The organism is Nocardia brasiliensis IFM 10847 (assembly GCF_000710915.1).
Taxonomy (GTDB): Bacteria; Actinomycetota; Actinomycetes; order Mycobacteriales; family Mycobacteriaceae; genus Nocardia; species Nocardia brasiliensis_A.
This window is the reverse complement of record NZ_BAUA01000081.1, coordinates 14318-35905: the sequence shown is the minus strand read 5'-3', so window position 1 is coordinate 35905 and position 21588 is coordinate 14318. Positions and strand designations below refer to the sequence as shown.

Here is a 21588-nt window from a genome sequence, read left to right as displayed (position 1 = left end):
GCGTGCCGATCACCGTTCTCGTTGTCGACGACCAGGAACTCATGCGCATGGGGTTGAAGATGGTCCTCGGCGCGCACCCCGACATCGAGGTGATCGGGGAGGCGGCCAACGGGGCGGCGGCGGTGAGCCGGGCCGCGGAGCTGGTCCCCGATGTGGTGCTGATGGATGTGCGGATGCCCGTGGTCGACGGCGTCACCGCGACCGCGCGGATCGTCGAGGCGGGGCACGGCTGCCGGGTGCTGGTGATGACCACCTTCGATCTCGACGAGCACGCGCTGGGCGCGCTGCGCGCGGGCGCGAGCGGCTTCCTGCTCAAGGACACCCCGCCGGAGGACCTGATCTCCGCGATCCGCAGCGTCGCCGCCGGTGACGCGGTGGTCTCGCCCAAGGTGACAAAGCGCCTGCTCGATCGGCTCATCGCCGAGGACCCCGCGCGGATGCGCGACCCGGGCGTGCTCGAGGTGCTCACCGCCCGCGAGCGCGAGGTGCTCGAACAGATCGCGGCGGGCCGGTCCAACGCCGAGATCGCCGAACAGCTGTATCTCTCCGAGGCCACCGTGAAGACGCACGTCGGCCGCGTGCTCACCAAACTCGGTCTGCGCGACCGCGTGCAAGCGGTGGTGCTCGCCTACGAGACCGGCCTGGTCCGGCCGGGTGGTTGATCCCCGTCGCCGTCGAGCTGGCGGGCGACCGGGTCGGACAGTTCACCCCGGCTGGGTGACCGACAAACGGCTACGCAGCATCGGCAGTCCGGGCCCGGTCAGATCGTCGCAGTAGGCGGTCCGGCCTGCCATCGCCATGACCAGTGCGGTGGTCGTCCCGCGCACTTCGGGACCGGTGCCGATCTCGAACGGGCCGTCGGTCGCCGTCATCCGCAGTCCTTCGATCGCGCTGTGGCCGGACACGGTGAAATCCCGGCTCGCGTAGAACCGGGCCACGGCGGTCACGGCCGCGAGCGCGGGCTCGCGCGGCAATCCGAGCGGGCGCCGGATGTCCTGCGCGTGCACCACCACCTCGCCGAGCCAGGCCGCCGTATCGCCGAAGGTCGCGATGGTGCTGGTGCCGACCGCGCGGAACCGGTCCAGCGTTTCGGCGGGTGTCGCGCCGCGATGCTCAGCCAGCCGCCGATCGTTGTGCAGCGCGAAATCGAAGCGGGCGCCCAATGCGCTGAGTACCCAGCGGATCCGGCCGACGCTCGCCGCCGCAGTCAGATGGGCGACCACTTCCTCGACTGTCCACCGCCCGCACAGTGACGGGCTCGCCCATTGCGCCTCGTCCAATCCGGCCAGATCCTGCGCCAGCGCCGCCCGCTCGGCATGCGTCATCGCCCAGATCTCGGCACGCGACAGTTCGTTCGCCATCCGACCTCCTTGTCCGGCGTTGCTCGCCGGTCCGTCGTTCCACTGCTACTGACGGCCTGCATGCGGTGAACTCATCGGCCCGCGCGGGTCTCATGGGACTCTCAGGCGGATCCGGGAGAAAAATTCAGGGGCCGGGCGTTGGATTGGGTAGATCGTCCGAAAGGAACGCCATGCCCGCCCTGGTATTCGTGCTCTATGTGATCACCGAGATCGCCGCCCTGGTCGCCGTCGGCCAATGGCTCGGCGTGATACCGGCCATTCTGCTGCTCATCGCCGGCTCGGCGGCGGGCATGCTGCTGGTCGGCTCGCAGGGGCGGCGGGTGTTCGAACAGTTCCGCCGCGTCGGCCGCGGCGAGATCGCGCCGGGGACCGCGGTCGCCGACGGTGCGCTGGTCGCCGCGGGCGGGTTCCTGATGTTCGTGCCCGGTCTGGTCACCTCGTTGATCGGCCTGTTCCTGCTGCTGCCGCCGACCCGATTCCTGGTGCGGCCGATGGCCGCCGCGTTCGCCGCGCGCCGGGTCGCCAAATTCCAGGCCGCCATGCCGTATCGGGGCGTGGTGATCGACGGCGGCGAAGTCATCGACGGCACCGTCGTGCACCAGTACTACGACGACGGACAGGGCAACGCGCGCCGCGCCATCACCAACCCCTAGCCACCCCGAATTGCCAAAGGGTGGTAGCGCCATTACCAACGAGTAGTAAAGACACGCCAGCCCGCTAGGGATCCCGCGGAAAAGGGGCTACGGTGACGCGATGGCCACCGAGCAACTCACCATCACGGTGAGCGACGAGCTGGCCGCCGCGGTGAAACGCGCGGCGGCGGCTGCGGGACAATCGATTTCCGGGTTTGCGGCCGCCGCGTTGCGGCTGGAGCTGATCGCCGTCGAGGCGGGTTGCCCGCCGTGCGCTCCCGGCAGCGCGCCCCCACGTTTCGCCGACGTGATGACGGTGCTGGCCAATGCCGAGGACGTGCGGCAGCCCGTACTGAACGGCTGACCCGAAAGCCCGAATCGGGCATACGGCAGACTGGGATCTCGTGAGTGAGCGTAGCGAGCGAACCAGTGACACAGCGTGCGTGTGCACGACGGAACCGAGCGTCAGCGAGGTGCGGTCGTGAATACCCAGTTGCTCGTCGGCGGTCGTATCTACAGCTCCAGTTCTCCGGACGCGACGGCGATGGCGGTGGCCGACGGCACCGTGGTGTGGCTCGGTGCGGAACAGCCCGGGCGGGCACTGCATCCGGACGCCGAGATCATCGATCTGGACGGCGCGTTCGTCGCACCGGCGTTCGTGGACCCGCACGTACACGTCACCGCGCTGGGACTGAAGCTCACCGGCTTGGACCTGTCGGTCGCCCGTTCGCTGGAGCACTGCCTGACCTTGCTGCGCGATTTCGCCGCGGCCCGGCCCGAGGGCGCGATCCTCGGTGACGGCTGGGACGAGACCACCTGGCCGGAGGGCAGGCCGCCCACGGTCGAGGAGATCGACAAGGCCGCCGGAGCCCGCCACGTCTACCTCTCCCGGGTGGACGCGCACTCGGCGGTGGTGTCGTCCGCGCTGCTGGACGCGCTGCCGCAGGTGCGCGCGGCCGACGGGTTCACCCGCGGCGAGCCGGTCCGGGCCGCGGCGCACCACCTGGTGCGGACCACGGTGCTCGCGGAACTCGATCGCGCGCAACGGGATCGGGCGCGGGCCGCGGCACTGGACCACGCGGCCGCGCACGGCATCGTCGCCGTGCACGAATGCGCGGGGCCGGAGATCTCCGGTCGCACCGACGTGCGTGAACTGCTCGAATTCCGGCACGGCGTCGAGGTGCGGGCGTACTGGGGTGAGGCGGTGCGCAGCGCCGAACAGGCGCGCGCACTGGTGGCCGAACTCGGCGTGCACGCGCTCGGCGGCGACCTGTTCGTCGACGGGTCCTTCGGTTCGCACACCGCCTGGCTGCGCGAGGACTACGCCGACCAGCCGGGCACCGGCCGATCCTATCTCGACGCCGAGGCCATCGCCGCGCACGTCCGCGCCTGCACCGAGGCGGGCATCCAAGCGGGCTTCCACGTGATCGGCGACGCCGCCATGGACGCGGTCATCGCCGGATTCGACCGTGTCGTAAGCGAATTCGGTGGTCCGGCGGTCGCGGCGCTCGGGCACCGGGTGGAGCACGCCGAGCTGCTGGACGCCGGGCAGATCGGCAAGCTCGCCGCGTGGGGCGTGCTCGCCAGCGTGCAACCGGGATTCGACGCGGCCTGGGGCGGCGCGGACGGCATGTACGCGGCTCGGCTCGGCGCGACCAGGGCCGCCGCGCTGAACCCGTTCGCCGCCATGGCCGCGGCCGGGATCGCGCTGGCCGTCGGTTCGGACGCACCGGTCACCCCGCTCGATCCTTGGTCGGCCGTGCGCGCCGCCGCTCACCACCGCACCCCCGGCCACGGTCTGTCCCCACGTGCCGCGTTCGCCGCCGCGACCCGTGGCGCCTGGCGCGCGGGCGGGGTCAGAGACGGGATCGCGGGCACCCTGGTGCCCGGCGCGCCCGCGTCCTACGCGGTCTGGGAAGCCGAGGAACTGGTCGTCGCCGCAGCCGCCGACTCGGTACAGCGCTGGTCCACCGACCCGCGCTCCCGCGTCCCCGGATTGCCGCCCCTGCAACCCGATTCGGTGTTGCCGAAGTGCCTGCGCACCGTGCACCGCGGCGAAACGATCTACGCCGCGTGAGGGTGGTGGCGCTCTCGCGGGTGTCCGGATCACGCGCGGCGACCGGGTTCGGTGTTGCTGACGTGCCTAGGCGTTGTGCGTCGGAAAACGATTTGTGTGGCGTGAGGTCTGCGGTGGATCACCGAGCGCGTGCCCGTAGTGCCGCCGCTACCACCGCGTTCGGCGTTGCCGAGATGCTCGCGCACTGTGTATCTCGGCGAAACGGATTACGTCGTGCGGGGTCGGCGGGGGATCAGCGAGGGCGCGCTGGGGTGCGCGGGAAGGTTACGCGGGGTGCGTGAGCGAACGATGGGTGTGCTGAGCCGGTTTCCGGTGTGGTCGCGGGCGGTGGCCTCGATCTGCGCTGGGCTGTTGATCTTCGGGAGCTTCCCGCCGCGGCCGTGGTGGTTCCTCGCGCCGCTCGGTCTCGCGCTGCTCACGCTGGTGGTGCGCGGCAGCGGGCGTCTTCGGGCCGGGTTCGGGTACGGATTCCTGGCCGGTCTGGCGTTTTTCGTGCCGCTGCTGCCGTGGACCGGGATCTACGTCGGGCCGGTACCGTGGTTGGCGCTGTCCACGGTGTGCGCCGTGTACATCGGCCTGTTCGGTTTGCTGGCGCGAATGGTGGGACGACTCCCGGGCTGGCCGCTATGGGTGGCGCTGGCGTGGGCGAGCGCCGAGTGGGCGCGTTCCAGTTTTCCGTTCGGCGGATTCCCCTGGGGCCGTTTGGCCTTCGGGCAAGCCGACGGCTGGTTCCTGCCCCTCGCCTCGCTCGGCGGCGCCCCCTTCGTCAGCTTCGCGGTGGCGCTGACCGGCGCGGGCGCAGCCGCTTTGGTCCTCCGGTTGCGCGCGATCTATGCCGATGCACAACCTGTCGCTGAGCCCCGCCCCGCCGACGACCATGTGGGCACGGTCGGCGAGCGGGAGGCCGTCGGCAGCTCGGCCACGACTGGTGAAAGCACGGTCGAGGCTGGGGGGAGCGCGGCCGTTGCGGGTGCGAGTGCGACCACTTCCGGCGATCCTATAGCCGGGGCCGACGGGAATGTTGCTGCGGCCGAACGCGATTCCGTGGGGCGTCGCGGTGCCGAGCCGTCGACGGGCGCCGTCGCGGCGGGCCGCGCCGACGCGGTGCGCGCTGCCGACGAGCCGCCGACCGGCTCGCTGACGGGCCGGGCACCGGAGCCGATAGCCGGACCCCGCCGGGCCGCGTGGCTCGGATGTGCCGCTGCCGCGGCAACTCTGGCTGTCCTGCCGTTGGCGGGGCTGCTGCTCGGGGCGACTCTGCCGGCGCCGGATCAGGGGGATCGGGTGATCACGGTGGCGGCGATTCAGGGGAGTGTGCCCCGGCTCGGGTTGGACTTCAATGCGCAGCGGCGGGCGGTGCTGGACAATCACGTGCGGCGCACCGAGGAGCTCGCGCAGGCGGTCGCGGCGGGGGCGGCGAAAAAGCCGGATGTGGTGATCTGGCCGGAGAATTCGTCCGATATCGATCCGCTGCGCAACGCGGACGCGGCGGCCCTGATCACCCGGGCTTCCGAGCGGATCGGCGCGCCGATCCTGGTGGGCGCGGTTCTGGTGAACGGTGATCGGACCACGACCAACTCGGTAATCGTGTGGAACGGCGCCGCGGGCCCGGGGGAGCGGCACGACAAGAAGATCATCCAGCCCTTCGGCGAGTACCTGCCGATGCGTTCGTTCTTCCGGCTGTTCTCCGAATATGCCGATCGCGCCGGATATTTCGTGCCCGGCCACGGCGACGGTGTGGTCCGCGCGGCCGGTATCGACATCGGCGTGGCGACCTGTTACGAGGTCGCCTTCGATCGCGCGTTCGAGGACGCGATGCGCGCGGGCGCGCAGCTGCTGACCGTGCCCACGAACAACGCGACCTTCGGCGACAGCGAGATGACCTATCAGCAGCTGGCCATGTCGCGGGTCCGGGCGGTCGAACACGGCAGGGCGCTGGTGGTCGCGGCGACCTCCGGCGTCAGCGCGATCATCGCGGCGGATGGCACTGTGCAGCAAGAGAGTCCGCAATTCGTGCCGGCCGCGCTGGTCGCCCAGCTACCGCTGCGCAGCAGCAACACCTTCGCTACTTCCGTTGGGCCGCTGCCGGAACGGGTGTTCGTCGCGCTGACGGCTGCCGCCGTCCTGGCCGTGTTGATCCGTCAACGTCGCGCCCGGCGTCCGGACGTGGCCGGGAAAAACGTGCCGCAGGTCACAGTGCGCGACTGAAAGTGGTTGTGGGGACTAACCGGACCTCCGGTATTTTCTGTGATTGCTGTAGCCGAACCGTGATGTAGCGAATTATTCGCACATACGCATTGTTGATGTTGTATTCGCTTGTCAGGATGGGTTTTTCCTGGGCTTTTGATGAGGCGAACTGGGCGAATTGTCGTGTTAGCCAAATGTTTGCTATGCAAGATCAACGGCGCTGACTAGCCTGCGATGTGAAACAAATCCGCCACGCTGGCAATCCGGCCGATCAGACGCTCCGAATCATAGGGCGTGGATCACTTTTCACAGTCGGCCTCGCGCGCCTTGCTGTGGTCTGTGTTCTGGAAGTTGCGTCGAACAGCGGCAGAACGGAGTGATTGATGAGTTCATTGGCCACGGACAGCGTCGACCAATGTTCATCGGGCGAATCCTCGGCACAGCCATTCGTCTTGTCGCCGGCTCAAACGGCGCTCTGGTACGCGCAGCGGATTCGGCCGGATGTGCCGCTGACGATCGCCCAGTATGTCGAGATCCACGGCGACCTGGATGTCGGCCGCCTGCTCTACGCGATCGAGCGATTCGGCGCGGAGTCCGAGGTCGGCAAGCTGCGCCTGGCGGAGATCGACGGAATCCCGCACCAGATAGTCGATCCCGCGCGCCGACCGGGGTGGGCCAGGGTCGATCTGCGCGGCGAGCCCGACCCGCACGCCGCTGCGCTGCGCTGGATGCACGAGTACACCGGCTCCCCGATCGATCTGGAGCGCGACCCGCTCACCGCGAATGTGGTGCTGCGCACCGGGGATTCGGATTACATCTGGTACTCGCGTGCCCATCACATCGTGATCGACGGCTATGGCGCGATGAACGCGCTCACCCGCACCGCCGAGATCTACACCGCCTTGGAGAATCGGACCGAGCCGGTGGTGTCGCGCGCCGCGCCGCTGGCCGAGATCTACGCCGACGAGGTCCGCTACCGTGAGACCAGCAGGTTCCGCGCCGACCGCGACTACTGGCTGGAACAGCTGGCCGGCGCCGGCGAGCCGATGAGCCTCGGCGGCAGCACCGTCACCGCGGCCACCCAGGACGCGGGCCGCCGCATCGCCGCGGGCGTGCTCGACGACCGTGCGCAGGCCGCGATGGACGCGGCCGTCACCACCTTCGGCACCGCCAACTCGGCGCTGTTCGTCGCCGCGCTCGGCGCGTATGTGCGTTCGGTGACCGGAAATCCGGATGTGGTGCTGAGCCTGCCGGTCTCCGCGCGCACCACCGTCTCGCTGCGCCGCTCGGCGGGCGTGGTGTCCAATGTGGTCCCGATCCGGTTGCGCTTCACCGCGGAAACCACCCTCGCCGATGTGGTCAAGGCGACCGAACTCCAGATCACCGGCGCGCTGCGGCACCAGCGCTACCGGCACGACGACATCCGCCGCGACTGCGGCTACTCGCGCGACTCGCGCGGCTTCTTCGGGCCGATGGTCAACATCATGCTGTTCCACGACGAGTTGACCTTCGGCAGCCTGGTCGGCTCGCTGAACGTGCTGGCCACCGGCCCGGTCGAGGACCTGTCGATAAATCTGTACAACGGTCGCGGCGGCCGTATCCACGTCGATTTCGAGGCCAACCCGCGGCTCTACGGCGAGGCCGAGGTGTCGGTGCACCACGACCGCTTCCTCGACTTCCTCACCCGATTCCTCAGTGCCGCACCGGAGACCCACGCCGAGGCGCTCACCGCGATCACCGCCGCTGAGCACGAGCGCGTCCTGCACGAGTGGAACGCGACCGAGGCGCCGCGGCAGCCGGGCACCCTCGCCGGGCTGTTCGCCGAGCGCGCGGCCGCCTGCCCCGACGCGATCGCGCTGGAATCCGGCGAGGACACTCCGGCCGCCGCGACGCTCACCTATCGCGAACTCGACGAGCGCGCCAATCGCCTGGCCCGCCTGCTCATCGAGCGCGGGGCCGGGCCGGAGACCGTGGTCGGCCTGTGCCTGCGCCGCAGCATCGATCTCGTGGTCGGCATGTACGCGATCGTCAAGACCGGCGCGGCTTACCTGCCGCTCGACCCGGAACATCCGGCCGATCGACTCGATCAGATCGTGCGGCAGGCGTCGCCGGTCTGTGTACTCACGGCCGCGCGCGACGAACTCGCGATGCCCGAATCGGCTGCCGCACTGGCCATCGACACCGTCGAGCTGTCCGGCTATCGCGGCGCGCCGATCACCGATGCCGAGCGCACCGCCGCCCTGCGCGCGGACCACCTCGCCTACGTGATCTTCACCTCCGGCTCCACCGGCAAGCCCAAGGGCGTCGGCGTGAGCCACGCCGCGATCGTGAACCGATTGCGCTGGATGCAGCACGAATACTCGCTCGACCGGACCGACGTGGTGCTGCAGAAGACGCCGGCCACCTTCGACGTCTCGGTGTGGGAGTTCTTCTGGCCCTTGCAGATCGGCGCGCGACTGGTCGTCGCGGCGCACGACGGGCACCGGGATCCGGCCTATCTGGCCCGGTTGATCGCCGAAAAGGGCATTACCACGGCGCATTTCGTGCCGTCCATGCTCTCGGTGTTCGTCACCGACACCGACGTGCGCGGCTGCACCGCGTTGCGCCAGGTGTTCTGCAGCGGCGAGGCATTGCCCGCGGCCACCGTCCGGGACTTCCACGCGGCGCTGCCCCGGCCCGCGTTGCACAACCTGTACGGCCCCACCGAGGCCGCCGTCGATGTCACCTACTGGCCCTGCCCGGCCGACCCGGCGACCGTGCCGATCGGCTCGCCGGTCTGGAACACCCAGACCTACGTGCTGGATTCGCGGCTGCGGCCGGTGCCGCCCGGCGTCGTCGGCGAGTTGTACCTGGCCGGTGTGCAATTGGCGCGCGGCTACCTCGGCCAGCCACGGCTCACCGCGGATCGCTTCGTGGCCAACCCGTTCGGCGCGGGTGTGCGCATGTACCGCACCGGTGACCTGGCCCGCTGGCAGCTCGGCACGGACCGGCCCGGCGTGCTGGAGTACATGGGGCGCAGCGACTTCCAGGTCAAGATCCGCGGCCTGCGGATCGAACTCGGCGAGATCGAGGCGGCGCTGCTCGACGACGCGCGGGTCGCCAGGGCGGTCTGCGTCGCCCACGCGGGGCGCAACGGCGACGAACTCGTCGCCTACGTGGTCGCGACCCCGGCCGCGGGACGGCTCGACACCGCCGCGCTGCTCACCGAACTGCGCCGTACGCTGCCCGGGTACATGGTGCCCTCGGCGCTGATGGAGCTCGACGAGCTGCCGCTCAGCGCCAACGGCAAGATCGACCGCAAGGCCCTGCCCGCCCCGGTCGGCGTGCGGGCCACCGGCCGGTCCACCGCGGAACCGCGTACCGAGGTGGAGCGGGTGCTCGCGCGGGTCTTCGCCGAGATGCTCGGCACCGAGGTCGGCGTCGAGGACAGCTTCTTCGACCTGGGCGGCAACTCGCTGGTGGCCGCGCGCGCGGTGGCCCGGATCAATGCCGCCCTCGGCACCGGCCTGACCATCCGCGACCTGTTCGAGGCCTCGACGATCGCCGCGCTCACCCAGCGCTTCGCCACCCACCCCGCCGATGTGTCCTCGCCGAAACTCGTTGCGGCGCAGCGCCCCGAGCGGATTCCGCTGTCACTGGCACAGCAGCGGCTGTGGATCCTCAACCGCTTCGCCGAACACGCGGCCGCCTACAACATGCCGCTGGCGGTCCGCATCGACGGCGCGCTCGATGTCGAGGCGTTGCGCGCCGGCCTGGTCGACGTGATCGAACGGCACGAGAGCCTGCGCACCACGTTCCCGGAGTCGGGCGAGGGACCGGTGCAGCTGATCCATCCGGCCGCGGAGATCCCGCTCACCCTGGACCCGATCGACGCCGCGGGCGCCGACGTGGCGGAGCTGGCCACCGAGTTCGCCGGGTACGGCTTCGATCTGCGCAGTCAGGCCCCGATCCGGGTGGCGCTCTACCACACCGGGCCGGACCAGTGGGTGTTCCTGGTCGTGTTGCACCACATCTGCGGTGACGGTTGGTCGATCGCGCCGCTGGCCCGGGATCTGATGAGCGCGGTCGCGGCGCGCGGCGCCGGCGCCGCGCCGCAGTGGGCGCCGCTGCCGGTGCAGTACGCCGACTTCGCGCTGTGGCAGCGGGAACTGCTCGGCAACGAATCCGATCCGGCGAGCGCGCTGAGCGGCCAGCTGACGCATTGGCGTTCGGCGTTGGCGGGCCTGCCCGACCAGCTCGACCTGCCGCTGGACCGCCCGCGCCCGTTGCGCCGGTCGACCACCGGGGGCCGCGTCGATTTCACGATTTCCCCCGAGATTCGCCGTGCCGCAAGTGAACTGGCCGCCGCCCGCGGCGTCAGCATGTTCATGGTGCTGCACGCCGCGCTGGCCACCCTGCTGTCGCGGCTGTGCGCGAGCACCGATATCGCGATCGGCACGCCGATCGCGGGCCGCTCCGATCCCGCGCTGGACGAGCTGGTCGGCATGTTCGTCAACACGCTGGTGCTGCGCACCGAGATCGATCCGGCCGCGGGCTTCGACCGCATGCTCGACGTGGTGCGCGAGACCGATCTCAATGCCTTCGCCAACGCCGACGTGCCGTTCGAGCGACTGGTCGAGGTGGTCAACCCCGAGCGCTCGGCCGCGCGGCACCCGCTGTTCCAGGTGATGCTGTCCTACGACCGGGATCCCGATCTGCGCATCGAGCTGCCCGGCGTGCGGGCCGAGGTGTTGCCGATCGTCTCCGATATCGCGAAGTTCGATCTGCAGCTGGTGGTGCACGACGACGTCACCGACGGGCCGCTCACCGCCGAATTCGGTTACGCCACCGACATTTTCGACCGAGCCACGGTGGAATCGTTCGCCCGCCGTTTCGTCGCCGTGCTGAATGCCGTCGTCGCCGCGCCGAGCATGCCGATCGGCGATCTGAGCATTCTGGACAGGCGCGAGATCGCCAATCTGGTGCCGATCGCGGGCGCGCCCGCCGAACCGTTCACCACGCTGGCCCGGTTACTCACCGATACGGCCGAGCGGGTGCCGGACGCGGTCGCCGTGCGCTACCTCGGCGTCGACACCACCTACCGGGAACTCGACGAGTCCTCGAACCAGTTGGCGCGCGTGCTGATCGAGCACGGCGCCGGCCCGGAGGTGGTCGTCGCGATCGCGCTGCCGCGCGGCCTGGACGCGATCACCGCGGTGTGGGCGGTCGCGAAAACCGGTGCGGCGTATGTGCCGATCGATCCGAGCTACCCGGGCGAGCGGATCGCGCACATGATCGGCGATTCCGGGGCCATCCTCGGTCTGACCGACGCCGCCTGCCTGGCGGCCATGCCGGAGTGGCCCGCGCCGCGCGGCAAGCACCGCAAGAACTACGTCGACTGGCTGGTGCTGGGCTCGGCCGAACTGGCCGCGGAAGCGGTGGACTGCTCGACCGCCCCCATCACCGACGCGGACCGGCATCATTCGCTGTGCACGGTGCATCCGGCCTACCTGATCTACACCTCCGGGTCGACCGGCAAGCCGAAGGCGGTGGTGGTCACCCACGCCGGCCTCGCTTCGCTCGCGAACGAGCAGACGCACCTGTTCGGCGTCACGGATTCGGCGCGGACGCTGCACTTCTCGTCCCCGAGCTTCGACGCGTCGGTGCTGGAGCTGCTGCTCGGTTTCGCCGCGGGCGCGACCATCGTCGTGGCGCCCGCCGGTATGTACGGCGGCGCCGAGCTGGCCACCCTGTTGCGCACCGAGCGGGTCACCCACGCGTTCGTCACCCCGGCCGCGCTGGCCACCGTGCCGACCGACGGGCTGGACGAGCTGGAAGCGGTCATCGTCGGCGGCGAGGCGTGCTCGGAGGAACTGGTCGAGACCTGGTCGGCCGAGCACCGCATGCACAACATGTACGGCCCGTCGGAGGCGACCGTCGCCGCCACCGCGACCGGGCCGATGGTGCCGGGCCGCCCGGTGCCGCTCGGCCTGCCGATCCGCGGTATGCGCCTGTTCGTGCTCGACGGACGGCTGCACCCGGTGCCGCCGGGCACCCCCGGTGAGCTGTACCTGTCCGGTCCCGGTCTGGCGCGCGGCTACCACGGTCGTTACGGCCTTACCGCGCAACGGTTCCTGGCCAACCCGCACGGTCGCCGCGGCGAGCGGATGTACCGCACAGGTGACCTCGTCGTGGTCGAGACCGGCGGTCAGGTGCGCTTCCTCGGGCGCGCCGACGACCAGATCAAGATCCGCGGCTTCCGGATCGAGCTGCGCGAGATCGACCACGTGCTGCGCGCGCACCCCGGCGTGAACTTCGCGCTCACCGTCGTGCACACCGACGAGCACGGCCAGCCGCGGCTGGCGTCATACGTGACCGTGGACCAGCCGGTGGCGGCCGCCGATCTCACCGAGACCGCCCGGCAGCGCCTGCCCGGCTACATGGTGCCCGCCTCGGTCACCGTGCTGGACGAACTCCCGGTCACCCCGGCGGGCAAGCTGGACCGAAAAGCGTTGCCGGAGCCGGTCTTCACGACCGGCGGCAGCTCGCGGGCGCCGGCCACCGAACTGGAGTCGCGGGTCGCGGGCGTGTTCGGCGAGATCCTCGGCCGTCCCGTCACCGGAGCCGAGGACAGCTTCTTCGATGTCGGCGGCAACTCGCTGCTGGCCACCCGGCTCGCCGCCGCGCTGCACGCGGAGTTCGGCGTGGACCTGCCGGTGCGGGCGATCTTCGAGGCGCCCACCGTCGCGGGGGTCGCCGAGCGGCTCACGCAAGCGCCCCGGACGCAGCGGTTGGCGCTGGCTGTGCAGACCACGCGTCCGGGACGCATTCCATTGTCGCTGCCCCAGCAGCGACTGTGGTTCCTCAATCGATATTCTCCCGAATCGAGCGCATATAACATCGCTTTCGTTATCCGGATCGCGGGCGATCTCGATGTGGCGGCGCTGCGCGCGGCGCTCACCGATCTGGTGGAGCGGCACGAGGTGCTGCGCACCGTGTTCCCGGAGGACAGCGCGGGCGCCCAGCAGGTGGTGCTGCCGACCGCGCGGGCGCTGCCCGCGATCGAGGCGATCGACACCGACGAGGCGGGCGCGACGGCCGCGCTCGGCGCGCTCGCACATCGCGGCTTCGACCTGATCCGCGATACGCCGCTGCGAATGACGCTGCTGCGCACCGGTTCCGAGCACTACCTGCTCGGCATCGTGGTGCATCACATCGCCGCGGACGGCTGGTCGCTCGGCCCGCTGACCCGCGATCTGGCCGCCGCGTACGTGGCGCGGCACGAGGGCGCGGCCCCGGCCTGGACCCCACTTCCGGTGCAGTACGCGGACTTCGGGCTGTGGCAGCGCGCCTGCCTCGGCGACGAGGGCGAGCCCGGCAGCCTCGCGGCCGAGCAATTGGCCTACTGGCGCAGCGCTCTCGCCGATCTGCCCGCGGAACTGCCGCTGCCCTACGACCGGCCGCGGCCCGCGGAGCCGACCCAGCACGCGGGCACCGTGCCGTTCACGGTGCCGGACCCGGTGCAGCGCGCCCTCGCCGAGCTCGCCAAAGAACAGGGCGTCAGCATGTTCATGGTGCTGCGCTCGGCGCTGGCCGTGCTGCTGCGCAGCGTGACCGGCGGGCGCGACATCGTGATCGGCACCCCGGTGGCCGGCCGGACCGACACCAAGCTCGACGAGCTGGTCGGCATGTTCGTCAACACCCTGGTGCTGCGTTCCGACGTGGACCCGGACCGTCCGTTCGCCGGTCTGCTGCGCGCCGACCGGGATACCGAGCTGGCCGCGATGGCGCACGCCGACATCCCGTTCGAGCGGGTGGTGGAAGAGCTGGGCTCGGGCACGACCCGGGGCAGGCATCCGCTGTTCCAGGTGGCGCTGACCGTGCAGGACGGCCCGGTGCCGACGCTGGAACTGCCCGGCCTCGAGCTGCGGGCCGAGGAACTCGACATCGCGCTGGCCAAGTTCGATCTGGAACTGCGGGTGGCCCACATCGGCTGCGACGCCGGGCCGGGCGAACCCGGGCGCGCGTTCGAATTCGTCTACGCCGCAGAACTGTTCGACGAGGCGACCATCCACACCCTCGCCGACCGGTTCCTCCGGGTGCTGGCCGCGGTGACGGCCGATCCGCGAGTGCTGGTGCGCGACATCGACACCCGCACCGAACGGGAACGCCGCCTGCTCGCCCCGGCGACCGGCGGGCCGACCACGCCGCAGTGCACGCTCGCCGCGTACTTCACCGCGACCGCGCACATGCATCCGCATCGCACCGCGGTGCGTTCGGGCGCGACCACGCTCACCTACGCCGAACTCGACAAGCGCTCGAATCGGTTGGCCCGTGCGCTGATCGCGCGGGATATCGGCATCGGCGATCGGGTGGCCCTCGGCCTCACCCGCTCGGTCGAGTCGGTGCTCACGGTGCTCGCGGTGGTGAAGACCGGCGCCGCGTTCGTGCCGGTCGACCCGAACTATCCGGCGGACCGGGTGCGGCACATGCTCGCCGACGCGGGCTGCTGGGTCGGCGTCACCATCGGCGCGCACGCCGAGCGGTTGCGCGCGGCCGGTGCGGACGGCCCGGCGACGGACTGGCTGCTGCTCGACGACCCGGCCGTGCGCGCCGAACTGGAAACCCACGACGACGCACTGGTCGACGATCTCGACCGCATGTGCACCATCGAGGCGGCCGACCTGGCCTACCTGATCTACACCTCCGGCTCCACCGGAAAACCCAAGGGCGTCGCGGTCACCCATGCCGGGCTGTCCAATTTCGCGGACGAACTCCGCGATCGGATGCGGGTCGACCGTGAGTCGCGGACACTGCATTTCGCCTCGCCGAGCTTCGACGCGGCGGTGCTGGATCTGCTGCTCGCGGTCGGCTCCGGTGCCGCCATGGTGCTCTGCCCGCCCGACGTGTACGGCGGTGACGAGCTGGCCGCGCTGCTGGAACGGGAGCGGATCACGCACACCTTCATGACTCCGGCCGCGCTGGCCACCATCGATCACGAGCGGTGGCCGCTGCCGCACCTGCGCGCGCTGATGGTCGGCGGCGAGGCGTGCGCCCCGGATCTGGTGGCCCGGTGGGCGCCGGGACGGACCATGCTCAACGGGTACGGCCCCACCGAGACCACGATCGTCGCCACCATCGCGACGCTCACCGCGGAGCAGCCGGTCACCATCGGCACCCTGGTGCGCGGGGCGCGGGCGCTGGTGCTCGACGAGCGGCTGCGCCCGGTGCCGACGGGCGTGCCCGGCGATCTGTACCTCGGCGGGCACGGTGTCGCACGCGGCTACTTCGACCGATTCGGGCTCACCGCACTGCGTTTCGTGGCCGACCCGTTCGGCCCGGCCGGGGCGCGGCTGTACCGCACCGGCGACGTGGTGCGCTGGAACGACGCCGGTGAACTGTGCTATCTGGGGCGTAGCGACCACCAGGTGAAGGTGCGCGGCTTCCGGATCGAGCTCGGCGAGATCACCGCCGCGCTCGGCGAGCACCCCGCCGTGCGGTTCGCGCACACCGAGGTCAGGCAGATCGCGGGCGCCGACCGGATCGTGGCGTTCGTGCAGCCGGCCGACGAGCACACCGGGGTGGACGTGGAGGCGGTGCGGGCCCGGCTGGGCGCGCAGTTGCCGACGCATATGGTGCCCGCCAGCATCACTGTGCTGGAACGGATTCCACTCACCCCGGTGGGCAAGCTGGACAGCGCCGCGCTGCCCGAGCCGCAACTGGCCGTCGCCGCGGCCACCCGCGAACCGTCGACCCCGTCGGAGCGACTGGTCGCGCGGGTGATGGGGGAGCTGGTCGGTGTCGAGGCGGTGCGCGCGGACGACAGCTTCTTCGATATCGGCGGAAACTCGCTGCTGGCAACGCAACTCGTCGCGCGGCTGGCCGCGGCCAGCAACACCAGGCTGGAGGTGCGCACCGTCTTCGCCGCGCCCCGGGTCGCCGAACTCGCCGCACATCTGGATTCGGGACCGGCCGGGGCGCGCCCGCGTCCGGCGCTGGTGCGACAGGCCCGCCCGGACCGGATTCCGCTCTCGGCGGCGCAGCGCAGGCTGTGGTTCCTCAACCGGTTCAACGGAATCGGCGAGACGGCCACCGACGGCGCGGACCTGTCCGCGGGCGCGTACAACGTGCCGGTGGTGCTGCGGATGAACGGCAAGCTGAACGTCGACGCGCTGGTCGTCGCGCTGCATGCGGTGCAGGACCGGCACGAGACGTTGCGGACGGTGTTCCCGGAAGTCGGCGGCGAACCGACGCAGCAGGTGCTCGATCTGGTCACCGCGGCGATCACCCTGTTCGTCGCCACGGTGCGCCCGGACGAAGTGGACGACGCGGTACGGCGTTTCGCCGCACCGGGATTCGATCTCGCGGGCGTGGTGCCGATGCGAGCCGCGCTGATCTCGGTGTCCCCGGAGGGCGACCGCGGCGTGCGGAATCCGGCCGAGGTGTCCGACGAGCACGTGCTCGTGCTCGTGGTGCACCACATCGCGATGGACGGGCAGTCGCTCGCGCCGCTGGCGCTCGACGTGGCCACCGCCTACCGGGCCGCCTGCGCGGGCCGGTCGCCGGAATGGGACGAGCTCGCGGTGCAGTACGTGGATTACACGCTGTGGCAACAGGACACGCTCGGCACCGAGGACGATCCGGACTCGGTGATCCGCAAGCAGCTCGACTACTGGCGCCACCAGCTCGACGGCGTCCCCGAATTGCTCACCCTGCCCGCCGACCGGCGCCGCCCGCCGGTGCCGTCCTACCGCGGTGGGCTGGTCGAATGCGAGATCGACGCGCACACCCATCGGGCCCTGCACCGGGTCGCGACGAGCAACAACGTCAGCATGTTCATGGTGCTGCACGCCGCGCTCGCGGTTCTGCTGCACCGGATGTCGGCGACCGACGACATCACCGTCGGCACACCGATCGCGGGACGTGGGCATCCCGCGCTGGACCGGCTGATCGGCATGTTCGTCAACACGCTGGTGCTGCGCACCCGGATCGATCCGGACGCCCGGTTCACCGATCTGCTGCACACCGTGCGCGACGTCGACCTGGACGCGTTCGCGCACGCCGACCTGCCGTTCGAACGCCTCGTCGAGGTGCTGAATCCGGCGCGGTCCCAGGCACATCACCCGATGTTCCAGGTGATGCTCTCGGTGCAGAACCATCCGGTGGGCGGGCTGGAACTGCCCGGCCTGCGGATCGAGGCGGCCGATGTGGACACCGGTATCGCCAAGTTCGATCTGCAGTTCACGCTCACCGAATCGCAGACCCCGGAACGGGATCCGGCGGGCATCACGCTGTCGGTCAACTACGCGAGCGATCTGTTCGACGAGCAGACCGCGCTGCGGCTGGGCCACCGCCTGGCGCGCTTGCTCGCCGCGGTCGCGGCGAATCCGACCACCGCGGTGGGCGATCTGGAGCTGCTCGATCCCGCCGAGTGGGCCGGCCTGGCCCCGGTGCGCGGCGCGGAGCCGGACCGTCCGGTCACCTTCCCCGAGGTGTTCGCGGCGGCCGCCGCGGTGGATCGTGCCGCGATCGCCCTGCGCGCCGACGGCACCCAGATCAGCTACGACGCGCTGGACCGCTGGACCAACCGGCTCGCCCGGGTGCTGATGCGCCGCGGGGTCGGCCCGGAAACGCTGGTGGCGCTGGGAATTCCGCGTTCGGTCGAGTCGGTGGCCACGGTGCTCGCGGTGGCCAAGGCCGGCGCCGCGTTCGTGCCGGTAGACCCGAACTATCCGGCGCAGCGGATCGCGCACATGCTCTCGGATTCCGGTGCGGCACTGGGCATCACGCTCGGAGCGCACCGCGACGAGCTGCCCGGTGAGGTGGAGTGGATCGTGCTGGACGATCCGATCTTCCGTGGGCTGGTGCTGGATTCGCCCGACGGGCCGATCGCCGCGGCGGAGCGCATCGCGCCGCTGCGGATGGACAACCCGGCGTACGTGATCTACACCTCCGGTTCCACCGGCACGCCCAAGGGCGTGGTGGTCACCCACGGCGGCCTGTCCAATTTCGCGGCGGAGACCGCGCAGCGCTTCGACGTCCGTCCGGGTTGCCGGGTGCTGCACTTCGCCACGCCGAGCTTCGACGCGGCGATGCTCGATCTGCTGCTCGCCCTCGGCGGGGCGGCCACGCTGGTGATCACGCCGGCCGGGGTGGTCGGTGGCGAGGATCTGGCGCGGGTGTTCATCGACGAGGCGATCACGCACGCGTTCATCACCACCTCGGCGCTCGGCACGGTGGACCCCGCCGGCGTCACCGCGCTGCGGCATGTGCTGGTCGGTGGGGAGGCCCTGCCGCCGGATCTGGTGACCCGGTGGGCGCCGAATCGCAATCTGTACAACGTGTACGGGCCCACCGAGACGACCATCGTCACGGTGATCTCGCAGCCGATGACGCCGGGCGGCCCGATCACCATCGGCGGTCCGATCCGCGGCGTGAGCGCGACCATCCTGGACGGTCGTCTGCATCCGGCCCCGGTCGGGGTCACCGGCGAACTGCACCTCGCCGGTTCGGCGCTGGCGCGCGGTTACCTCAATCGCCCCGGCCTGACGGCGCAGAAGTTCGTGGCGAACCCGTTCGGCAAGCCGGGGGAGCGGATGTATCGCACCGGCGACCTGGTGCGCTGGTGGACCGGCCACGGTTCGCCGGCGGCGGGGCGCGACCGCGGCGGCAGCCGGGAGATCGAATACGTCGGCCGCACCGACCATCAGGTCAAGATCCGCGGCTTCCGCATCGAACTCGGCGAGATCGACGCGGCGCTGGCGAAGCACGGCGGCGTGGAGTTCGCCACCACCATCGGGCATCGCACCCCCGCGGGAAGTACGGCACTGGTGTCGTATGTCAAGGCGCGCAACGGTATCGCGCTCACCACCGCGGAGCTCACCGAGCATGTGGCGGGACTGGTGCCGAATTACATGGTGCCGCAATCGATCATGTTGCTCGACCGGGTGCCGCTCAGCCCGGTCGGCAAGCTGGATCGAAAAGCCCTGCCGGAACCGGTGTTCTCGGCGGCCGACGGCTATCGCGCGCCCGCGACGCCAACCGAGGTCGCCCTGTGCGCGGCCTTCGCGGCGGTGCTCGGCGTCGAGACCGTCGGCGCCGACGACGGCTTCTTCGAGCTCGGCGGCAACTCGCTGCTGGCCACGAAAGTCGTGGCGCAGGTGCGGGCCAACGGCCTGGACCTGCCGGTGCAGGCGATGTTCGGCGAGGCGACCCCGGCCGCCATCGCCGCCCGGCTCGACGGATCGGGCGCGGGCATCGTCGCGGCGCTGGGGCCGGTGCTGCCCATCCGGCCCAACGGCAAGGCGGCGCCGCTGTTCTGCGTCCATCCCGCGATCGGGTTGGCCTGGTGCTACTCGGGCCTGCTCGCGCACCTCGCGCCGGACCGTCCGGTGTACGGGCTGCAGGCCCCGCACGTCGCGGGCGAGGACGGGTTCGCCTCGATCGCCGAGGCCGCGCAACAGTATGTGGCACATATCAAGTCGATCCAGCCGACCGGCCCCTATCACCTGCTCGGCTGGTCGCTCGGCGGCCTGATCGCGCACGAGGTGGCGGTGCAACTGCAAGAAGCGGGTGACGAGGTGGCGCTGCTGTCCATGATGGACAGCTACCGGCTCTCCGACGCCTGGCTCGAGCACGCGATCCCGAGCGTGGCCGAGATCATCGAGGAGTTCGGCAGCGACCAGCTCGACGCGCCGCTGGACCCGGCGATGAACCTGCGCGACGCGGCAGAGCTGCTGCGTGCGCGTCCGGGGCCGTTCGCGGCGCTCACCGTCGAGCACCTCGAACGGCTCTACGCCGGCTACACCAACGGCACCCTGCTCGCGCACGGCTTCCGGCCCCGGGTCTTCGACGGCGATCTGCTGTTCTTCACCGCCGCCGCGGACGAGATCAACCGGGCCGATCCGGAACGTACTGCGGCGGCTTGGCAGCCGTTCGTCACCGGCGCTATCCGCGATCACGAACTGCCGTGCCGGCATTCGGCGATGACCGCGCCCGAATCGCTCGCCGCGATCGGACAGGTGCTGCGCGGCGCACTGGACGGAGCCGCGGCACTGCTGCCCGCCGGTGCGCAACCAGCGAAGAACGGTGTGCGGCGAGCCAAGAGCGGCGCACGAAAGGAGAAGCAGAGGTGAACGGGCAATACCCGGCCACGCGCCAGTCGATACGCCCGGAACGACCGGTCGTGCCCGCGCCGGGACCGGCCGCGGGCGGGGACTGCGAGGTGGACGGGCTCGACCTGTCCATGCTCCGGCCGTTCCGGGCGGTCGCCCGGCCCGCACGGCGCAAGCGGTGCGCGTCCGCCGTGGCCGGTCGATCGACTTCGACGACGGGGGAGGCGGCACAATGAGTTTGGCGGTGGAAGTACTCGGCCTGGTCAAGCACTACGGGCGGATTCGAGTGCTGGACAACATCGATCTGCAGATACCGAGCGGCACCGTGATGGGTCTGCTCGGTCCCAACGGCGCGGGCAAGACCACCACGGTGCGCATCGTGACCACCCTGCTGCGCCCGGACGCCGGAACGGTCCGGGTGGCCGGTGTCGACGTGCTGCGCAATCCGGGCGCGGCGCGGCGGCGGATCGGCTTGTCCGGGCAGTACGCCGCGGTCGACGCGAACCTGTCCGGGTTCGAGAACCTGCGCATGGTGGCCCGGCTCTACGGGATGTCGCCGCGGCAGGCCAGTACCCGGGCGACCGACCTGCTGGACGCGTTCGGGCTCGAGCACGCCGCCGACCGCAGGGCGGGCACCTACTCCGGCGGTATGGCACGCCGGCTCGACCTGGCCGGAGCGCTGGTGGCCAAGCCCGCGGTGGTGGTGCTCGACGAGCCGACCACCGGACTCGACCCGCGCGGCAGGCTCGACATGTGGCGCGTCATCGGCGAACTCGTCGACGACGGCACCACCGTGCTGCTCACCACGCAGTACCTGGAGGAGGCCGATCTGCTCGCCGATCGGATCACCGTCATCGATCGCGGGCGGGTGATCGCGCGCGGCTCGGCCGACGAGCTGAAGACCTCCATCGGCGGTGACCGGCTCACCGTCACGCTGGCCCCCGGCCAGGACGTGCAGCCCGCGCTGTCGGTGCTCGCCCAGGTGGGCATCGGCGAACCGAGCCACGAGGCGGGCACCGACGAGGCCTCGATCGTGGTCGGCGACGGTTCGCGCACCATGGTCGAGGCGCTGCGCAGGCTCGACGACGCGGGCGTCTGCGTGGTGGACGCCACCGTGCACCGGCCGAGCCTGGACGACGTATTCCTTTCTCTCACCGGCAAATCGGCCCGCCCCGCGGCCGGCCGGAAGTCCGAAACCGATGACGTACAAGAGGAGATCCTGTCGTGACGGCGGTCCT

General features: G+C 70.8%; 9 protein-coding genes. 8 read left to right on the top strand and 1 reads right to left on the bottom strand.

Annotation, left to right across the window (positions count from 1 at the left end; genetic code table 11):
- Positions 1-2: 2 nt before the first annotated feature.
- A complete protein-coding gene (locus NBRGI_RS17500; RefSeq protein ID WP_014986103.1) occupies positions 3-662 on the top strand; it encodes a response regulator in 660 nt (219 codons plus the stop codon).
- A gap of 42 nt (positions 663-704) precedes the next feature.
- Here NBRGI_RS17500 and NBRGI_RS17495 read toward each other — a convergent pair whose 3' ends face one another.
- Complete coding sequence (locus NBRGI_RS17495) at positions 705-1361, bottom strand: maleylpyruvate isomerase family mycothiol-dependent enzyme (RefSeq protein ID WP_029897629.1); 657 nt, start codon at positions 1359-1361, stop codon at positions 705-707.
- Between the two features lie 170 nt (positions 1362-1531).
- Here NBRGI_RS17495 and NBRGI_RS17490 point away from each other — a divergent pair, with 170 nt between their 5' ends.
- The 7 genes from NBRGI_RS17490 to NBRGI_RS17465 all read left to right on the top strand — a co-directional run bounded on the left by NBRGI_RS17490 (position 1532) and on the right by NBRGI_RS17465 (position 21578).
- On the top strand, positions 1532-2014 hold the full coding sequence (locus NBRGI_RS17490; protein WP_014986101.1) for an FxsA family protein: 483 nt from the start codon (positions 1532-1534) through the stop codon (positions 2012-2014).
- Positions 2015-2114: 100 nt separating this feature from the next.
- On the top strand, positions 2115-2357 hold the full coding sequence (locus tag NBRGI_RS17485; protein WP_029897627.1) for a ribbon-helix-helix protein, CopG family: 243 nt from the start codon (positions 2115-2117) through the stop codon (positions 2355-2357).
- A gap of 117 nt (positions 2358-2474) precedes the next feature.
- A complete protein-coding gene (locus NBRGI_RS17480; RefSeq protein WP_029897626.1) occupies positions 2475-4070 on the top strand; it encodes an amidohydrolase in 1596 nt (531 codons plus the stop codon).
- A gap of 288 nt (positions 4071-4358) precedes the next feature.
- Complete coding sequence (gene lnt / locus NBRGI_RS49135; RefSeq protein WP_036559599.1) at positions 4359-6278, top strand: apolipoprotein N-acyltransferase; 1920 nt, start codon at positions 4359-4361, stop codon at positions 6276-6278.
- 362 nt (positions 6279-6640) lie between these two features.
- Complete coding sequence (locus NBRGI_RS17470; protein WP_081878121.1) at positions 6641-20371, top strand: non-ribosomal peptide synthetase; 13731 nt, start codon at positions 6641-6643, stop codon at positions 20369-20371.
- A complete protein-coding gene (locus NBRGI_RS47515; RefSeq protein WP_148310857.1) occupies positions 20368-20586 on the top strand; it encodes a hypothetical protein in 219 nt (72 codons plus the stop codon). The genes NBRGI_RS17470 and NBRGI_RS47515 overlap by 4 nt, the downstream gene beginning before the upstream one ends.
- Positions 20583-21578: a daunorubicin resistance protein DrrA family ABC transporter ATP-binding protein gene (locus NBRGI_RS17465; RefSeq protein ID WP_029897620.1), complete on the top strand. Its 996-nt coding sequence runs from the start codon at positions 20583-20585 to the stop codon at positions 21576-21578. The genes NBRGI_RS47515 and NBRGI_RS17465 overlap by 4 nt, the downstream gene beginning before the upstream one ends.
- Positions 21579-21588 lie beyond the last annotated feature (10 nt).

Excerpts from the sequence above, each read along its gene's own strand:
- NBRGI_RS17485 (WP_029897627.1), top strand. The coding sequence starts at position 2,115 with ATGGCCACCGAGCAACTCACCATCACGGTGAGCGACGAGCTGGCCGCC.
- NBRGI_RS17495 (WP_029897629.1), bottom strand. The coding sequence starts at position 1,361 with ATGGCGAACGAACTGTCGCGTGCCGAGATCTGGGCGATGACGCATGCC.
- NBRGI_RS17470 (WP_081878121.1), top strand. The coding sequence starts at position 6,641 with ATGAGTTCATTGGCCACGGACAGCGTCGACCAATGTTCATCGGGCGAA.
- lnt (WP_036559599.1), top strand. The coding sequence starts at position 4,359 with ATGGGTGTGCTGAGCCGGTTTCCGGTGTGGTCGCGGGCGGTGGCCTCG.
- NBRGI_RS17490 (WP_014986101.1), top strand. The coding sequence starts at position 1,532 with ATGCCCGCCCTGGTATTCGTGCTCTATGTGATCACCGAGATCGCCGCC.
- NBRGI_RS17465 (WP_029897620.1), top strand. The coding sequence starts at position 20,583 with ATGAGTTTGGCGGTGGAAGTACTCGGCCTGGTCAAGCACTACGGGCGG.